This window comes from Tumebacillus sp. BK434 (assembly GCF_004340785.1).
In the GTDB taxonomy this organism is placed as follows: domain Bacteria; phylum Bacillota; class Bacilli; order Tumebacillales; family Tumebacillaceae; genus Tumebacillus_A.
This window is the reverse complement of sequence record NZ_SLXS01000001.1, coordinates 285704-305967: the sequence shown is the minus strand read 5'-3', so window position 1 is coordinate 305967 and position 20264 is coordinate 285704. Positions and strand designations below refer to the sequence as shown.

The following is a 20264-nucleotide window of genomic DNA, read 5'->3' as shown; positions in this document are numbered from 1 at the left end:
GATGTCACCTACCTAGTTTCTGGGTTTTGTTTTCTTCCCGCGTTCTAAGCGTTTGATCGGCGCGTCGCTGATCGTCAAGACTGGCGGCTGCGGCGCCTGTTTCTGCTCTTCCACCGCCACGGCCAGTCCGGCGACAGTGGGGCGTTCGAACAGGGCGCTCAGCGGCAGTTCCACTTCGAAGCTGAGGCGGATGCGGGAGACGAGCTGGGTGGCGAGCAGCGAATGGCCGCCAAGCGTGAAAAAGTTGTCGTGTACGCCAACTTTTTCCACACTCAGCACTTCGCAGAAGATCGCGGCCAGTTTGTCTTCCACAGCGTTTCGCGGCGCGACATAGGCGGCCGCATCGCCGCGGCCGCGCTTCGGCTTCGGCAGGGCTTTGCGGTTGATTTTGCCGTTTGCGAGCCGTGGCAGGTCGTCGAGGAACAGGTAGACGCCAGGCACCATCGCCGCCAACAGGTGGCGCTCCAGATGAGTGCGCAGGTCTTGTGCGGTCGCTTCCTGCCCCGGTTTGAGCACGCTGTAGGCGGCGAGCTGCGTTTGACCGCTGTCGTCCTGCCAGTCGATCACGGCGCAGGCGTCGACCGCCTCGTGGCGCAGGAGCACGGCGGTCACTTCGTGCAGATGAATCCGCACGCCGCGCACTTTGACCTGATCGTCGACGCGGCCGAGGATTTCCAAGCTGCCGTCCGGGCGGTAGCGCCCTTTGTCGCCGGTGTGATACAGCAGGTCGGCCGGGTCGTGCGGGCGAAACGGGTTCGGCGCGAACCGCTTGTTCTCTTCCGGCGCGTTGATATAGCCAAGCGTGCGGAACGGCGTGCGCAGGACGATCTCTCCCTGTTCGCCGATCCCGGCGAGCTGCCCGGCTGCGTTCAGCACAAGCGCCTGCGTCTCCGGGAACGGAGTGCCTGCCGGTTGCATCCCTGCCAGCGGCTCCTGCGGTACGACATACCAGCATTTGACCATCGTCGTCTCGGTCGGGCCGTAGAGGTTGATGATGTCGCCGAGCGCCGGGAACGCGCTGCGCAGACGGTTGACCAACACGTCGGTCAAAGGTTCGCCTGCGAGGAACAGTTGGCGCAGCGAGCGCAAGGTGACGCCGTCCGTGCCGTCGGCCGTCCACGCTTGAGCGACAGACGGTACAGTGTGCAGCACAGTGACGCCTGTCCGCTCCAGCCACGGCAGGATCACGTCGGCGCCGAGGTCGTCGGTCACATCGGGCAGGCAGAGCGTCGCGCCGCTGGTCAGCGGCAGGAACACATCGCGCAGCACCGCATCGAACGACAGGTGAATCAGTTGCGCCACGCGGTCGCTCGGGCTGATGCCAAACGTGCTGCGCTGCCAGGCGAGGAAGTGGTTGAGCCCTTTGTGCGTGCCCAAGACGCCTTTTGGCACGCCCGTGGTGCCGGAGGTGAAGAAAATGTAAGCCGGGTCGTCCGGGGACAGCTCGGGCAGCGCGAAGTCTGGCGGGGCCGTTTTTTCCAGAACACGGCCCGTTGCCGGATCGAGACGGAGGATGTCATAAGCGGGCCAGTCCAAGGTGCGAGCCGCACCGCAGATCGAAAGCAGATAGCGGGCTTGCGACTGCTCCGCCATCATCTGCTGCCGTTCCGGAGGGAGGTCTGCGTCGATCGGCACGAGGACGCCGCCGCTGTTCAGCACGCCGAGCATCGCGGCGACAAAACCGTAGCTGCGCGTACCGAGGATCGCGACCCGCTCCCCGCATTGCACGCCGTGAGCCGCGAGCAGTCGGGCGAGTTCGGCGGCGCGCTCGTGCAGGTCCCGATACGTCCACGCCTGCTCCCCTTGCATCACGGCAAGTTGATCAGGCGCTTCTGCCGCCCATTTTGCAAACAGCTCCCGGACAGACGGGTATTGCGGCTCCGGGATCGGAGCCGCCGGGTCGGGCAATTGGGCGCGGGATACTGCCGTGTGCAGCGTGTAGGCGCTCACCGCCCGGTCCGCATCAGCGCTGACCTGCTCCAGCAGGGACTGGAACTGTGCCATGAAGCCTGCCATCCGCTCGCGGGAGAACAGCGCCGACTGGTAGACCAGACTCAGGCGCAGACACTCCTCCTGTTCGGAGATGTACAAGGTCATCATGAATTTCGATGCCGTTTCTTCGCCGCCGTTCAGCCCGGAGATCGTCAAGCCGGGCAGGATCAGCTCACTGTCCGGCGTGTTGACAAAATTGATCATGACGTCGAACACCGGGTTGCGATGCAGGCTGCGCTCCGGCTGGATCTCCTCGACGATCTTCTCAAACGGCACTTCCTGCCGTGCAAACGCTTCCAAAGTCGTTTCGCGCACCCGTTCCAGCACCTCGCGGAAGGTCGGCGCGCAGGAGAGATCGGTGCGCAGAGCAAGCGTGTTCAGCAGCAGGCCGATCAGCCCTTCCGTCTCGACCAGACCGCGCCCGGCAATCGGGGTGCCGACGATGATGTCGTCCTGCCCGGTCAGGCGGGCGAGCAGCGTTTTGAAAGCGGCCGTCAGCGTCATGAACGGCGTAGCGCCCGCATCCCGGCTCAGCTTTTTCAGCTGGCGGACAACAGTAGCGGGCAGGAGCAGGACTTCGCGGGCGCTCTCTCCCTGGTTGGGCTGTGCAGAGCGGTCGGTCGGCAGTTCCAGCACGGGCAAGTCGCCGCCGAGCTTCGTTTTCCAATAGGACAGCTGCTCGTGCAAGATGTCGCCTTGCATCCAACCACGCTGCCAGAGCGCATAGTCGGCAAACTGCACAGGCAGTTCCGGAAGCGGCGAAGGCTGCTGTTGGGAAAACGCGCTGTACAGGGCGGCAAACTCCTGGATCAGCACGTTCATCGACCAGCCGTCGGAGATGATGTGGTGCATGTTGACGAGCAAAGCGTGCTCGTCTGCGTCCAAGCGCACCAAGGCAGCGCGCAAGAGCGGCCCTTGCTGCAAGTGGAACGGAGCGGTCGCGTCTTGGTGTGCCAGCCGCTTGAGCTCCGCTTCCCGCTCGCTGTCGTGCAAAGCGCTCAGGTCGATCATCCGCACATCCAGCCCCGCCGGCGGCGCGATCACCTGCACCGCCTGCTCGTCCATGACTTGGAAGGCGGTGCGCAGCGCTTCATGGCGGCGCACGATCTCATTGAAGCTGCGGCGCACCGCGTCCAGATCGAGCTTCCCGTGCAATTTGAAGGCGGCCGGCATGTTGTAGGCGCTGTTGCCCGGCGTCAGTTGGTCGAGGAACCACAACCGCTGCTGGGCGTAGGACAGCGGAATCGCGTCGCCGCGCCCCGCTTTCAAGAGCGGTGGCAATTGCACGCCCGTGATGCGCGGGTCGTCGCCGGTCAGCAAGCGGGCCAGTCCGGCCACCGTCGGGTGTTCGAACAGCGCCCGCAGTGGCAGTTCCGCCGCAAACGTTTCGCGGACGCGGGACACCAGCCGCGCCCCGAGCAGCGAGTGGCCGCCCAGCTCGAAGAAATGATCGTATGCGCCGACCTGATCCACACCGAGCAGTTCCGCATAAAGCGCTGCCACTTTGACTTCTGCTTCCGTGCGCGGCGCAACGTACTCGGCCGTCCGTTCAAGTCCGCCCTCCGGCACAGGCAAGGCGCGGTAGTCGATCTTTTGGTTGGCGTTCAGCGGGAATTCTTCCAGCACCACAAACGCGCTTGGCACCATGTAATCAGGCAGCTTGTCCAGCAAAAAGACGCGCAGGCTGACTGCGTCACAATCTGCCGCCGGCTCGAGAATCAGGTAGGCGACCAGCCGCTTCAGCCCCGGCACATCTTCGCGAGCCATCACGGCGGAGCGCAGCACCGCCGGATGCTGCTCGATCGCCGCTTCCACCTCACCCGGCTCGATGCGGAACCCGCGGATCTTCACCTGCTGATCGAGGCGGCCCCTAAATTCCAACGTTCCGTCGGCCAGCCAGCGCACGAGGTCGCCCGTCTTGTACAGGCGTTCGCCCGGTTGAAAGGGGCTTGGCACAAACTTCTGCTCCGTCAACTCCGGATGGTTCAGATAGCCGATCGCCAGTCCCGACCCGCCGACATGCAATTCGCCGGCAACGCCGATCGGCACCGGCTGCATCCGGCTGTCCAGCACATAGGCGGTCGTGTTGGCGATCGGACGCCCGATCGGCAGGCTCGTGCCCGCCTCGGCTGCCGTCCGCACTTCGTGCGCGGTGGTGACGGAGGTGACTTCGGTCGGCCCGTAGAGGTTGAAGAACGGGATGCCGAGCTGCCCAACGACTTTTTGTACGTGCGGCGCGGAGATCACATCGCCGCCCGACGCGAGCAGGCGCAGACCGCGCAGGCCTTCGGGATGGGTATCGACCATCTGGTGGAACAGCCCCGCCGTCAAAAACAGCGCCGTCACTCCCTGATATTGCACCGCCTGCCCAAGCTCTTCGACTGACGCTTGATACGGCGGATACACAAACAGCGTCGCCCCGTTCAGGAGTGCGCCCCAGATTTCTAAGGTCGAGGCGTCAAACGAGATCGGCGCGTATTGCATCGCCATATCGTCTGCCGTGTAGGGAAACGCCGCACGCGGCCCATAGACGAGGCGCACAATCCCGCGATGCGGGATCAAAATGCCTTTTGGCGTGCCCGTAGTGCCGGACGTGTACATGACATACGCTGCGCTGTCGGCCGTCGCCGACAGGGGCAGGTCGGCCCCGCTTTCCTGTGCGAGAGCGGAGCGGGTCTGCGGATCGTCCAGCAAAAGCATCTGAGCATCGTGCGCCGGGAGCAGCCCGGCCAGCTTTTGCACGGTCAGCATCGCTTCGACGCCGCTGTCTGCCAGCATGTACGACAGGCGCTCGGCCGGGTAGGACGTGTCAAAAGGCACATAAGCTGCACCCGCCTTCCCGATGGCGAGCAGCGCGATGTACAGCTCCGCCGAACGCTCCAGCGCGACGCCGACCAACTGTCCGGACCGAATGCCGATCGCTTGCAGGCGGCGCGCCAGGCGGTTGGCCCGCTCGTTCAGTTCGCGGTACGTGACGGTCTGCCCGGCAACGAGCAGCGCCGTCTTCTCCGGCGTCCTTGCAGCCTGCTGTTCAAAGAGCGCAGGAACGGGCAGCTCCGGGAGATCTTCCGCGGTGCGGTTCCACTCGATGAGCACCCGTTCCGTCTCAACGGCCGACAAAAGCGGCAGTGCCGCAATTTCCGCATCGGGCTGCCCCGCGATGGCGGTCAGCAGCCGGACGAAATGCCCGCCCATCCGCAGAACGGTCGCTGCGTCAAACAGATCAGCATTGTATTCGAACGTGATATGCAGCCGGTCGGACAGCTCTTGCAGGTTCAATGTCAGATCGAATTTGGCCGTATCGCCCTCCACCAAGAGCTGCTCGAAGGTGATGCCTTCGACTTCCAAGTTGCCCGCCGGCGTGTTTTGCAGGGCAAACATCACTTGGAACAGCGGGGAATGGCTCAAGTTGCGCTCGGGCTGCAGGTCGGCGACGAGCATCTCAAACGGCACATCCTGATGGGCGAACGCATCCAGCGTCGTCCGCTTGACGCGGCGCAACAGCTCGGTGAACGTCACGTCGCCCGACAGATCGGTGCGCATGACCAACGTATTGATGAAAAAGCCGATCAACGGCTCCAGCTGCGTGTTGTTGCGCCCGGCGACCGGCGAGCCGACCAGCAGATCGGTTTGGCCGCTGTACCGGCTGAGCAGAACTTTGAAGGCGGCCAGATAGACCATATAGGCGGTGGCGCCTTCGCGCCGCCCGATGGCATGCAGTTTCTCCATCAGCGCCTGGGGCGCCGAAAGGTCGACCACATGCCCGCGATGCGTCTGCACCGCCGGGCGCGGCCGGTCGGTCGGCAACTGCAGGACGCTGAGCTCGCCGCCCAGCTTCTCCCTCCAGTAGGCCCGCTTTTCCTCCAGCGCCTCCCCCTGCAGGTTGTCGCGCTGCCAGCATGCGTAATCGGCGTATTGAATGGACAACTCAGAGAGCGGCGAGGGCCGTCCCGTGGAAAACGCCCGATAGAGCAGGCCGATCTCTTGGATGAAGACGTTCAGCGACCAGCCGTCGGAGATGATGTGGTGCATCGTCAGGAGCAGCACATGCTCTTCCGGGCCGGATTTCAGCAACTGAAGACGCGACAGAGGCCCTTTTTCCAAATCGAACGGGCGGGCACGCTCCGCTGCGGCAATCTCATGAATCTCCGCTTCCACATCCTTCGCATCTTGGATGTCCAAGATCTTGATCGGAAGGGGAATGGCTTCCCGGATCAGTTGCACCGGCTCGCCCTCGATCTGGGTAAACACGGTGCGCAACGATTCATGGCGGAAGATCATCTCGTTGTAGCTCTTTTCCAGCGCTTGCACGTTCAAGTTGCCGGTCAGACGCATCACCAGCGGTATGTTATAGAGCGGCGATCCCGGAGCCAACTGATCGAGGAGCCACAGACGCTGTTGTGCAAACGACAACGGCATCTGTATGTCTTCGATCTCGGTATCATACCAGAGTTCTTCCATCATGATCCGCACCTCCATAAGAGACAATGAGCTCTAATTGAATGTGATTCTACACCTTAATGATAAGTACGACATGAAGCGGCAACTTCCCTCCGCTAAACTTGAACATATTAAATGAAAGTGTAAATAAAAGCGTTGCGGAGACAAGAGAAAAAGCACCCTGAACGGGTGCTTTTCCGGTGATGTGATCGTTTAGACGCTGGACTTCAGCTTGAGCAGATGCTGTTTCATGATGCCGGCCAGCTCTTGCACATGCGGCGCCTGGAGCAGCGTGAAGTGGTTGCCGCCGATGCGGTGGACTTCCACTTCTTCCGCCAGCTCCGTCCAGCCGTACGCGTCAGACTCGGCGTTTTCTGCCTGAATCAGCAGCACGCGCTCCGCACGGTGCAGAGCGGCGTAGCGGTTGAAAGCTGTGTAATTGCTGCGGAAGACGTTGAGCAGCCGCTGCAAGTCCTCAAGTCCGAGGTCGGAGCCGAACACCTGATGCTCCCGCGCCAGTGCGAGCAAGGCGGCCAGCGCATCCTCACGCAGCGACAGTTCCGCATGGGCCAGTTCTTCCAGCTGGAGTCCGTGCTGCCCCGCCAAGTCACGGGCGAAGGCGAGCAGCAACTCTTGGTCGTCCATCTCGCGCTGGTAGTCGGCGAGCGGCGCTCTGGCATCGATCAAGGCGAGCAGTTCCACCTCTTCGCCCAGCGCACGCAGTTGCCCCGCCATCGCAAACGCGATGGAGCCGCCAAGCGACCAGCCGCCGAGACGGTACGGCCCGCTCTGCTGCACGGTGCGGATCGCCGCGACGTACTCCGCCGCGATCTCCTCCATCACCACAAGCGGTGCGCGGTGGTCCTCCAGCCCCCGAGCCTGCAAGCCGTAGACTGGCTGGTCAGAGCCCAGTTCGCGGGCGAGGTCGAGGTAGGCAAATACGCTGCCGCCGACCGGATGGACGAGGAACAGCGGCGTCTCCGCTGTGCCCGGCAGACCCGACTGGATCGTGACGAGCGGTGTGGCAGGAAGCGCTTGCCCGCCTTGACGCAAACGTGCGGCCAGGCGGCGGATCGTCCCTTCATCAAAGAGGACAGACAAAGGAAGTTTCTGCCCGAAGCGCTTTTCGATCTGCGCGATCAGGCGCACGGCGAGCAGCGAATGTCCGCCGACTTTGAAGAAGTCGTCGGTGACGCCATATGAGCCGTCCCCGAGCAGTTCGTTCCACAGCTGCAGCAGTTCCAGTTCGATGCGGTCCTGCGGCGCGGCAAAAACTGCTTCGCGCTCATAGGAGACGGAGCGGGCGGCCAACGCTTTACGGTCAACCTTGCCGTTCGGGTTGAGCGGAAGGTCCGCCAGCACCTCCAAGACATCCGGGATCATATAGTCTGGCAAGGTCTGTTGCAAGAAGCCGGTCAGGTCGGACATAGCAAGCTCTCCCATTCCTTCGGCAGTCACATAGGCGGCGAGACGCTTACTCCCTCCTTCCTCGCGGACGATCACCACCGCCTCCCGAATCCAAGGATGCTGGACGAGCGCAGCTTCGATCTCACCGATCTCCACCCGGAAACCGCGGACTTTCACTTGCGAGTCGATGCGGCCGATAAACTCCAGTTCGCCGCACGGCATCCAGCGCACCAGATCACCCGTTCGGTACAGTTTGCCTTCGCCAAACGGGTTCGCAACAAACTTCTCGGCAGACAGCTCAGGCTGATTCAAATAGCCCAGCGCCAGACCTGCACCGCCCGTGTACAGCTCACCGGGAACACCGACCGGCACAAGCTGTTCCGCTGCATCCAGCACGTAGACGGTCGTGTTGGCGACCGGACGTCCGATCGGAACGGTCTGCTCAAGCCGGCTTGGATCAACCACTTGATGGCAAGTGGTAAATGTCGTATTTTCCGTGGGGCCGTAGCCGTTGATCAAGCAGCCGTCGAAATGCTCCAGCGCTTTTTTCACATGCGGAACCGACAAGACGTCACCACCGGCGAGGAGCCAGCGCAGACCGCGCAGTCCTTCCGGATGATGCTCGACCATGCTGTGGAACAGACCGGCGGTCAACCATAAAGTGGTCACGCCATACGCTTCGATCGCAGCACCCAGTTCGGCGAGCGATGCCTGATGCGGCGGGAAGATCGCCAGTTTGCCTCCGTTCAGCAGCGCACCCCAGATTTCCAGCGTCGAGGCATCGAAGGCGATCTGGGCGAATTGCAGGAACACATCCTCCGACGTAAACTCCGCGTACCCGGCTTCACGCACAAGCCGCACGATCCCCCGATGCGCCACCTCGACTCCTTTGGGCTGTCCGGTAGATCCAGAGGTATACATGATGTAGGCAGCCGCGTCTTTGCTGACCGGAACCTCGAGATTCGCAGCGCATTCGTCAGCAAATTCCCCTGCGATGTCCACACTGACTGTGGCTGCTTCACATTTCGGCAGCCGGTCGGCCAGACGTTGCTGCGTGAGCAGCACTCCCACTTGCGTGTCTTCGAGCATGTAGAGCAGCCGCTCTTGCGGATCGTTGACGTTAAAAGGAACATAGGCTGCACCCGTTTTCAGAATGGCAACCATCGCCACGATCATCTCGAACGAACGCTCCATGTAAATCCCGACTCGTCCGCCTTGCCCGATCCCAAGCTTTTGCAAGCGGTGCGCCAGACGGTTCGCCCGCTCGTTGAGATCGAGGTAGGACATGGTCTCCTGTTCAAACATCAGGGCGATGGCGGACGGCGTGGTTGCTGCATACCGCTCCACCAGTTCGTGAACGGTCGATTCGCCGGAGCAGCCGGTCCCCGTTTGATTCCAATCGATGAGCAGTTGGCGCTCTTCCGCTGCGGTCAGCATCGGCAGTTTGCCAACAGGCTGAGCCGGGTCGGCTGTCAGGCTCTCGAGCAGCTTGATCAGATGGCCGCTCATCCGCTCGATGGTACCCGCATCCCATAGGTCGCAGCTGTATTCGAAAACACCCTGCAGCCCCGATTCGCTCTCCGCCATCATCAGGGAAAGTTCAAATTTCGCCGTGGTGCTTTCAAGCGGCATGCTCGTCAGCACCAGTCCCGGAAATTCCTGACCTGATTCAGGGGTGTTTTGCAAGACGAATAACGCTTGGAACAGCGGCGTCCGCCCTTTCTCGCGCTCATGCTGCAGCTCGGCGACCAGCATCTCGAACGGGACATCCTGGTTGGCGTACGCATTGAGCGTCGTTTGCACCACCCGTTGCAACAGCTCCGCAAAGCCGGGATCTCCTGACAGGTCGGTACGCAGAACCAGCGTGTTGATGAAAAATCCGATCAGCTGCTCAAGCTCCTTGTGGCTGCGCCCCGCGATCGGCGAGCCAACCAAGATATCGGTCTGCCCGCTGTAGCGGAAGAGCAGGGTTTGGAAGGCGGCCAGCAAGGTCATATACAACGTTGCTCCCTGCTTACGGCCCAGTTCCTTGATCGCTTGCGTGAGCGGTGCGTCAAGTTCAAAGGCGCAGCGACCTGCCTGCATGGCGCTCCGTGCGGGCTGGCGCGGACGGTCGGTCGGAAGATCCAAGACTGGCAGTTCGCCGCCGAGCTGTCTTTTCCAATAGCCGAGCTGCTGCTGCATCCACTCGCCTTGGAATCGCTGGTGCTGCCAGCGGGAATATCCCGAGTATTGGAGCGGCAAAGGCGCCAACGGTGACTGATTCCCTGCTCGGAACGCATCGTACAGCGCAGCCAGTTCGCGGACCAAGACGCCCATCGACCAGCCGTCGGAGATGATGTGATGCATCACCAGCAGCAGCAGGTGCGAGTCTGGCTGCAGCTTGTATACGTGCAGGCGCACCAGCGGACCCTGTGCAAGGTCGAAGGGGCGCTCCGCTTCAGTTTGTGCCGCTTGCAAAGCCAGCGCTTCACCGTTCGCCATGCCTTGCAGATCGACCAGCACCAGCGGGAGCGGGAACTCGTCCAGCACGTTCTGGGTCGGTTCTCCCATTTGGAACGGGAAGACGGTGCGCAAAGATTCGTGGCGCTTGACCAGTTCAGCAAAGCTGTTTTCAAACACCTCGAAGTCGAACGGACCCTGGAGCCGCATCAGATTCACGATGTTGTAAGCGGACGACCCCGGCTCCAACTGATCGATGAACCAAAGTCTCCGCTGGGCAAACGACAGCGGTGCATCATCGGCACCCGCTTCGGCGAATGCGGCAAGTTCAGGTCCGCCCGCAGTGCCCGGGTGCAGCTCGTCTAAGCGCAAGGCGAGCGTTTCGATTGTCGGTGCTTCAAAGAGTGTGCGCAGCGGCAATTCGATGTCAAACGTCTCACGAATGCGGGAAACTAACTGTGTGGCCAGCAGCGAATGCCCGCCCACCTCAAAGAAATTGTCGTCCCTAGAGATCGCACCGATTGCGAGCAGCTCCTGCCAGAGCAGCACCAGCGTTTGCTCAGTTGCGGTCCGAGGCGGCAGCAGCTCGCGCCGCTCGCTGTGAATGTCGTGTAACGCAGGCAATGCCCGGTGATCGACTTTCCCGCTGGAACTGAGCGGCAGTTCATCCAGTTTCAAAAAGACCGCCGGTACCATATAGTCGGGCAACGAATGCCCGAGGAAGGCGCGCAGTTCCTGTGCGCTGCTCTTTGTTTCCGGCGCAGCGAGATAATAGGCGACCAGGCGCTTTTGTCCACCTCGGTCGGTATGCGGCGCAACGACCGCTTTTTCAACATGCGGGTGTCGCGTCAAGACGGCTTCTACCTCACCCGTTTCAATGCGAAAACCTCGTATCTTCACCTGTTGGTCGCGGCGGCCGAGATATTCGATTTTGCCGCTTGGCAGCCAGCGTGCCATGTCACCCGACTTATAGAGCCGCTGGTTCGCATCCGCATGATACGGATGCGGCAAAAAGGACTGTTCCGTCAGATCACGGCGATTGTGATACCCGCGCGCCACTCCGGGCCCGCCGATATAGAGCTCGCCCTGCACTCCGACTGGCACCGGCCGCAGATGGCGGTCGAGGATGTACACTTGACAATTCGGAATGGGACGTCCGATGTCAGGAGTGTGCGAAGAGTTCGGATTCACCGAGAACGTCGCTTCGATCGACGTTTCGGTCGGACCATACCCGTTGATAAACATGATGCCGGTACGAATCCACCGCGCGGCCAGCTCAGCCGGGCAAGCTTCCCCGGCCGACTGGACGGTGCAAAGCGACGGCAGGTCGTGTTCGGGAAGCAGCGCCAAAACGGACGGCGTGAGGATCACGTCGGTGATCTCTTGACCGCGAATCAGTTCGGCAAGACCGGCGCCTGGCATCAACTGCTCTTTGCTCGCCATCACCAGCGCGGCGCCAGAAGTCAGCGCGGTGAAAATCTCCAGAACGGACGCATCGAACGAAGGGGAAGAAAATTGCAGCATGCGGCGTCTCGCGCCAATCTGCAGAATCTTCCGGTGCTGGTAAACCGTATTGCATACTCCGGCATGCTGCAGCAGCACGCCTTTCGGACGTCCGGTGGAACCGGAGGTGTAAATGATGTAGGCGAGCTGTGTCGACACCAGATCGAGAGGCGGATTCGCAACGTCTTCCAAGGCGAGGCGCTCCCACTCTCCGTCAACGGCGATCACCTGCGCGCTGTGCGCAGGCAAGGCGTTCAAATGACGCTGCTGCGTCAGGAGCAGAGACGTTTGTGAATCACTCAGCATGTAGGCGAGGCGCTCCGCCGGGACGGACGGATCGAGCGGCACGTAGGCCCCTCCCGCCTTGAGCACAGCCAAGATCGAGACGATCAGCTCCGGGGCGCGGTCCATCAGAATGGCGACCGGCTGCTCCGCTTGCAAGCCGCGCCGCTGCAAGACGTACGCCAGTTGATTCGCTTTTTCGTTCAGTTCGCGATAAGTGAGCGACCGGTCGTGGAACAGGACTGCCGTATCATCCGGCGTGCGCTCTGCCTGCTGTTCAAACAGGCTGTGCAGACAGGCGTCCTGCGGATAGTCGGCCGTCGACCCGCTCCAATCGTCGAGGATCATCCGCTCTTCGTCCCGCGACATCAGCGGCAGGTGCTCGATCAAACCATCAGGATTCTCCACGATGGCGGCCAGCAGCTGGCCAAAGTGTGCTGCCAAGCGCTCTACCGTCGACCTGTCAAAAAGATCGGTGCGATATTCCAGATTGCCACTCAGCCCCTGTTCGCTCTCCGACAACATCAGAGTCAAGTCAAACTTGGACGTCGTGCGCTGCGCTTCATACGGCTCCAGCGTCACCTCGGTCTCGGCCGGTGCTGCAGCCGGTGTATTTTGCAGCAAAAACGCGACTTGGAATAAGGGGCTCCGGCTCAGATCACGCTCGATCCCGAGCTCCTCAATCAGCATTTCCAAGGGCAGATCCTGATGGGCAAACGCATCGAGCGTTGTTGCACGCACCCGCTGCAACAAGCTGCGGACGCTCGGGTTGCCGGACAGATCGGTGCGCAGCGCGAGGGTGTTGACAAAAAAGCCAATCAAAGGCTCGATCTCCGCCCGGGTGCGGGCAGCGATCGGCGCACCAAGCACGATGTCTTCCTGTCCGCTGTACCGGAACAGCAACGTGTTGAACGCGGCGAGCAAGGTCATGTACAACGTGACGCCTTCTTGTTGCGAGAGTGCGAGCAGCGCATCGCGAAGGTCACCCGACAGTTCGAACCGCACCGTATCGCCGGCAAAATTTTGCACAGCCGGTCGTGGACGATCGGTCGGCAAGTCGAGGACGGGGATGTCGCCGTCGAAGCGCTGTTTCCAATACGAAAGCAGCGCCTCTTTGCCCGTGCCTTGCAATTGTTCCCGCTGCCAGACTGCAAAATCTGCGTATTGAATCGGCAGTCTTTCCAGCGGCGACGGGCGCCCGTTTTCGAAGGCGGCATAAATCGTGGTCAACTCCTGCGCAAACACGCCAAATGACCAGCCGTCGCCGATGATATGGTGGAAGGTGATCAGCAAGACGTGCTCCTCCGGGCCGAGCTTGAGCAGCGTGGTGCGCAGCAGCGCATCGGTCGCCAGGTTGAAGGGGGTGTTCACTTCACGGACGGTCCATTCGTCAAGTTGGGCGTCTTTTTCCGCGGCCGCCATTTGTTGCAAGTCGATGACCGGCAGGGCTTGCATCCGCTCGGCGGCGATCACCTGGACGGCCAGCCCGCCTGTGGCATGGAAATTGGTGCGCAGCGCTTCGTGACGTGCGACGATCTCATTGATCGTCCGCGCCAGCACATCTGTGTTCAACGCACCGGTGATCCGCACGCCAAACGGGACGTTGTAGGCGATGCTGCCAGGCTCAAGCTGGTCGAGGAACCACAGGCGCTGCTGAGCGTAGGACAACGGCAACGCAGTTGTTCCGTCCCGCGGAACCGGTGCGATCGACGCGTTGTTCCAACTGTCTGGCTGCAGCGCATGCTGACGGCGCTCCACTTCTACCGCCAGCGCGGCAACCGTGGGCCGTTCGAACAGGAGGCTCAGCGGCATCTCCACCTCGAAACGCTTTCGAATGCGTGAAGCGACCTGCGTAGCCGTCAGCGAATGTCCGCCGATCGTGAAGAAGTTGTCGTGCACGCCGACACGGTCCAGCTTCAGCACTTCACAGAAGATCGCGACAAGCATTGCTTCGACTTCGTTTCGCGGCGCAGCGTAGGCGTCGGCGCTGCTGCCACCGCGCTCCGGCTTGGGCAGCGCTTTTCGATTGACTTTGCCGTTTGCCAAACGAGGCAGCTCTTCCAGGAACAGGAACACCGCAGGCACCATCGCCGCCGGAAGATGATGCTCAAAATGGGCGCGAATGTCTTCTGCGGTCACAACAAGACCCGGTTTTAACACGCTGTAAGCGGCGAGCTGCGTCGCTCCGCTCTCGTCCTTCCAGTCGATGACGGCGCAGGCGTCGACCGCTTCGTGACGCAAGAGCACCGCCGACACTTCGTGCAGTTGAATCCGCACGCCGCGCACTTTGACCTGATCGTCGACGCGTCCCAGGATTTCCAAGCTGCCATCGGGGCGGTAGCGCCCTCTGTCACCCGTGTAATAGAGCAAATCGGCCGGGTCGTGCGGGCGGAACGGATTCGGCGCAAATCGCTTGTTTTCATCTGGCGCGTTGACATAGCCGAGCGTGCAAAATGGTGTGCGCAGGACGATTTCGCCCTGCTCGCCGATGCCGGCCAGCTGTCCGTTTGCGCCCAGCACCAGCGCTTGTGTTTCCGGGAACGGATCGCCTGCCGGTTGAATGCCTGCTATCGGCCGTTCCGGCACGACGTACCAGCATTTGACCATCGTCGTCTCCGTCGGGCCATACAGATTGATGATGTCCCCGATCTCCGGGAACGCACTGCGCAGACGATTCACCAGCACATCGGTCAGCGGTTCACCCGCCAGAAACAGATGGCGCAAGGAACGCAAGGTGATCGCTTGCGGAGGATCTGTGGTCCATGCTTGAGCGACCGAGGGCACGGTGTGCAGAACGGTGACGCCTGTGCGCTCCAGCCATGGGAGGATCACATCGCCGCCGAGATCGTCCGTCACGTCGGGCAAGCAGAGCGTCGCCCCGCTGGTCAGCGGCAGGAACACGTCGCGCAACACCGCATCGAACGACAGATGGATCAGTTGCGCCACGCGGTCTTCCGGTCCGATATGAAACGTATTGCGCTGCCACGAAAGGAAGTGGCTGAGGCCTTTGTGTGTGCCCAGAACGCCTTTTGGCACGCCCGTGGTACCAGAGGTGAAAAAGATGTAGGCCGGGTCGTCGGGTGACAAGTCGGGTAGTGCAGTCTGAGCTGGCGCCGGTGCACCGAGGATCTGTCCCGTCATCGGATCAACCCCGGTGATATCGAGCGCACACCCGTCGTTGTCCGCGCCTATGGAGATCAGATGTTTTGCCTTGGATTGCTCTACCATCACCTGCTGTCGTTGCTTCGGGAGAGCTGCGTCGACGGGCACCAGCACACCGCCGCTGTTCAACACGCCGACCATCGCTGTGATCGTACCGAAACTCCGCGTGCCGACGACTGCGACTGCATCGCCGCGGCGAACTCCGCAGGCTGCGAGCTGACCGGCAAGTTCGTTCGCACGTTCGAGCAGGTACCGATAGCTCCATTGCTGCGCTCCTTGCGTCACGGCCGGATGTTCCGGCGCGCGCCGTTCCCATGCGGCAATCAGCTCGCCAACGATCGGATACTGCGGTTCCTGGATCGGAGCAGCAGGGTCGGGCAGTTTGGAGCGGGCCGCTTCCGTGACCAGCGGGTAGTTGTTCACCTGGCCGTTTGGTTCCGTGGCGATTTGCTGCAAGAGCAGGCGGAACTGCTCCATGAACGCCTCCATCCGCTCCGTGGAGAACAGCGCGGACTGGTAGACCAGACTCAAGTTCAATTGCTCTGCATACTCCGAGATGTACAAGGACATCTGGAATTTGGAAGCCGTTGCACCGTCATTCTCCAGGTCGGAGAGGGTCAGTCCCGGAAGTATCAAATGACGACTCGGCGTATTGACAAAGTTCACCATGATGTCAAACACCGGATTGCGGTTCAAATTGCGGTCAGGCTGAATCTCTTCGACGATCTTTTCAAACGGCACCTCTTGTCGGGCGAACGCTTCCAACACCGTCTCCCGCACGCGGCCGAGCACTTCACGAAATGTCGGGGCTCCTGATAGATCGGTGCGAAGAGCGACCGTGTTTAACAGCAAGCCGATCAGCCCTTCCGTCTCCACCAGACCGCGCCCGGCGATCGGTGTGCCGACGATGAGATCTTCCTGCCCGGTCAAGCGGTGCAGCAACGTTTTGAATGCGGCCAGCAGCGTCATGAACGGGCTCGCACCCGCCTCATGGCTGAGCTTGGTCAACTGACGGGTCAAGTTGGGTGACAACGTCAGCTCTTGGCGCGCACTTTGGCCGCGGTTCGGTTCCGGGACAGGATCGGTCGGCATTTCCAGGACGGGAAGGTCGCCTCCGAGCTTGGATTTCCAGTAATCCAACTGGTCGCGCAAGACTTCCCCCTGCATCCAGCGACGCTGCCAGATGGCATAGTCGGCAAACTGCACAGGCAGTTCGCTGAGCGGCGAAGGCTGGTGTTGCGAGAACGCGCTGTACAGCGCCGCAAACTCTTCGATCAGAACGCTCATCGACCAGCCGTCGGAGATGATGTGGTGCATGTTGACGAGCAGCGCATGCTCTTCGCTCTCCAAGCGCACCAAAGCTGCTCGCAAGAGCGGCCCTTGCTGCAAGTCGAACGGAGCGGTCGCGTCCTCGACAGCCAGGCGCCGCAATTCTGTCTCCCTTGCTCTGTCAGCGAAGTTGGTCAGATCGATCATCCGCACTTCCAGCTCCGTCTGCGGGGAGATCACTTGCACCGCTGTCTCCTCGACCAGTTGGAAGCTGGTGCGCAGCGACTCATGGCGGCGCACGATCTCTCGAAAGCTTTGCTGCACCGCCGCCACATTCAGCTTCCCGTGCAGTTTGAAGGCGGCCGGCATGTTGTACGCGCTGCTGTCCGGCGCGAGTTGGTCGAGGAACCACAGGCGTTGCTGGGCGTAGGAAAGCGGAATGGTATCGCCGCGCTCCGCTTTCACCAATGGCGGCACTTGCACGTTCGCAAGGCTCGGATCATCACCGGTCAGCAGTTTTGCCAGCCCGGCGACGGTCGGGTGTTCAAACAGAGCCCGCAGCGTCAGTTCGGCCGCAAATTCCTCCCGGATGCGCGACACCAGTCTCGCCCCGAGCAACGAATGGCCGCCCAGCTCGAAGAAATGGTCGTGTGCCCCCACTTGCTGCACCCCAAGTAGCTTGGCAAAGAGCTCCGCCACTTTTACTTCTGCTGCATCGCGGGGCTCGACGTATTCGACCGTCTGCTCCAATCGCCCCTCCGGCGCCGGCAGGGCGCGGTAGTCGACCTTTTGATTGGCATTCAGCGGGAACTCCTCCAGGGTGACAAACGCGCTTGGCACCATGTAGTCGGGCAGTTTGCCCTGCAAAAAGGCGCGCAAGCTGCCTGTGTCAGCCTCGGCTGCGGGATCAAGGATGAGATAGGCGACAAGACGCTTCAGCCCCGGCACGTCTTCTCTTGCCATCACCACCGAACGGATCACCGCCGGATGCTGCTCGATCACCGCTTCCACTTCGCCCGGCTCGATGCGGAAACCGCGGATTTTCACCTGTTGGTCGCTGCGTCCCATGAACTCCAGCGTCCCATCGGCCAGCCAGCGCACGAGATCGCCCGTCTTGTACAGTCGCTCCCCCGCACAGAACGGGCTTGACACAAACTTTTCGGCTGTCAGCTCCGGGCGGTTCAGGTAGCCCAGCGCAATCCCTTGCCCGCCGACATGCAGTTCACCTGCGACACCGATTGGCACCGGCTGCATGCGTTCGTCCAGCACATAGACGGTCGTGTTGGCGATCGGACGCCCGATCGGCAGGGTCGTGCCGACTTGCGCAGCATGACCGACCAGGTGCGCCGTGGCGGCAGTGGTCACTTCGGTCGGCCCGTAGAGATTCACAAAGGGGATGCTGAGCTGTCCGACGACTTTTTGCACGTGCGGCGCGGAGATCACATCGCCGCCCGATGCCAGCAGACGCAAACCGCGCAGACCTTCCGGATGGGTATCCACCATCTGGTGGAACAGCCCGGCCGTCAAAAACAGCACCGTCACCCCTTGCTCCTGCACCGTCTGTCCGATCTCTTCCACAGACGCCTGCTGCGGGGGATACACAACCAGCGTGGCACCGTTCAGCAAAGCTCCCCAGATTTCCAACGTCGATCCGTCAAACGAGATCGGCGCATATTGCAACGCCACATCGTCAGCGGTGTACGGCAGCGCCGCGCTCGTTCCATACACGAGGCGCACGATCCCGCGATGCGGCGTCAGAATGCCCTTCGGTTTGCCCGTCGTGCCAGACGTGTACATCACGTAGGCCACGCTGTCGGAGTCTGCAGCCATTGGCAGATCGGCACCGCTTTCCTGTGCGATGGCGGCGCCGACCTGCTCATCGTCCAGCAGGCAGAGCTCAGCACCATGCGGCGGCAGCAGAGCTGCCAGTTTTTGCACGGTCAGCATCGCGGTGATGCCGGTGTCTTCCAGCATATACGACAGCCGCTCCTGCGGGTAGGCGGTGTCGAACGGCACATACGCACCGCCCGCTTTCAAGATGGCGAGCACCGCCACATACAGTTCCACCGATCTCTCCAGCGCCACGCCGACTAACTGCCCGGCCCTAATGCCGCTCGCTTGCAGATGGCGAGCCAGACGGTTCGCACGCTCGTTCAGTTCGCGGTAGGTGACCGTCTGGTCTGCAAAGCGAATCGCCGTCTGCTCCGGCATCCGCGCCGCCACCTGCTCAAACAGCGCATGCACAGGCAGTTCCGGAAGAGCAACTTCGTTGCGGTTCCACTCGAACAGCAGTTGCTGCAGTTCCTCCGGCTTCAACAGCGGAAGCGCTGCGACTCTCGCGTCCGGCTGCTCCGCGATGGCTGTCAACAACTCGCAGAAATGCCCGCCCATCCGCACGATGGTCGCTTCGTCAAACAGATCGGTATCGTATTCGAACACGATCGAAAGCTGGTCCTCCATTTCCTGCAGACCCAAAGTCAGGTCAAATTTGGCCGTTTCCCCCTCGTCATCAATCTGCTGGAAGGTGATGCCTGCGACTTCCAGCTTGCCCGCCGGCGTGTTTTGCAGGGAAAACATCACTTGGAACAACGGCGAATGGCTCAGGTTGCGTTCCGGCTGCAGGTCGGCGACGAGCATTTCAAACGGCATATCCTGATGAGCGTACGCATCCACCGTCGTCTGCTTGACGCGGCGCAAAAGCTCGACAAACGTCAAATCGCCCGACAGATCGGTGCGCATGACCAATGTATTGACAAAGAATCCGATCAAAGGCTCGACCTGCGTGATGTTGCGCCCGGCGATCGGCGAGCCGACCAAGAGATCCGTTTGACCGCTGTACCTGCTAAGCAAGATTTTGAATGCGGCCAGACAGATCATATAGGAGGTGGCCCGTTCGCGTATGCCGATGGCATGCAGTTTCTCAACCACTGTCATCGGCAGTGAAAAGTAGCGCGTATGCCCGCGATGCGTCTGCACCGCCGGGCGCGGCCGGTCGGTCGGCAGTTGCAGGACGCTGAGCTCGCCGCTCAGCTTCTGCCGCCAGTAGGCCAGCTTTTCCTCCAGCGCCTCTCCCTGCAGATTGTCGCGCTGCCAGCATGCGTAATCGGCGTATTGAATGGGCAATTCCGAGAGCGGCGAGGGCCGTCCCGTCGAAAACGCCTGATAGAGCAACCCGATCTCTTGGATGAAGACGTTCATCGACCAGCCGTCCGAAATGATGTGGTGCATCGTCAGGAGCAGCACATGCTCTTCCGGGCCGGATTTCAGCAACTGAAGACGCGACAGGGGCCCTTTTTCCAAATCGAACGGGCGGGCACGCTCCGCTGCGGCAATCTCATGAATCTCCGCTTCCACATCCTTTGCATCTTGGATGTCCAAGATCTTGATCGGAAGGGGAATGGCTTCCCGGATCAGTTGCACCGGCTCGCCGTCAATCTGGGCAAACACGGTGCGCAGCGATTCATGGCGGAAAATCATCTCGTTGTAGCTCTTTTCCAGCGCTTGTACGTTCAAGTTGCCGGTCATACGCATTACCAGCGGTATGTTATAGAGCGGCGACCCCGGAGCCAGCTGATCGAGGAGCCACAGACGCTGTTGAGCAAATGACAATGGCATCTGGATGTCTTCAATCGTGTCGTCGTACCAGAGTTCTTCCGTATCTGCTCCGATCACACTTCCTGTATGTTCTGTCATGATCTACACCTCCATAAGAGAGAAAGAGCAATAAATTGAATTTGATTCTACATCTAAATGATAAGTACGACATG

At 61.2% G+C, this 20264-nt stretch carries 2 protein-coding genes; both read right to left on the bottom strand.

The genetic code is table 11. The annotated features are described in order from the left end of the window. Positions 1-12: 12 nt before the first annotated feature. Positions 13-6456 carry a non-ribosomal peptide synthetase gene (locus tag EV586_RS01205; protein WP_165898141.1) on the bottom strand — a complete coding sequence of 2148 codons (6444 nt, stop codon included), beginning with the start codon at positions 6454-6456 and terminating at the stop codon, positions 13-15. Positions 6457-6645: 189 nt separating this feature from the next. Continuing rightward, positions 6646-20190, bottom strand: coding sequence for an amino acid adenylation domain-containing protein (locus tag EV586_RS01200; protein ID WP_132943264.1), 13545 nt, complete (start codon positions 20188-20190; stop codon positions 6646-6648). Positions 20191-20264 lie beyond the last annotated feature (74 nt).

Coding starts and splice junctions, on each gene's coding strand:
- EV586_RS01205 (WP_165898141.1), bottom strand. CDS start 6,456: ATGATGGAAGAACTCTGGTATGATACCGAGATCGAAGACATACAGATG.
- EV586_RS01200 (WP_132943264.1), bottom strand. CDS start 20,190: ATGACAGAACATACAGGAAGTGTGATCGGAGCAGATACGGAAGAACTC.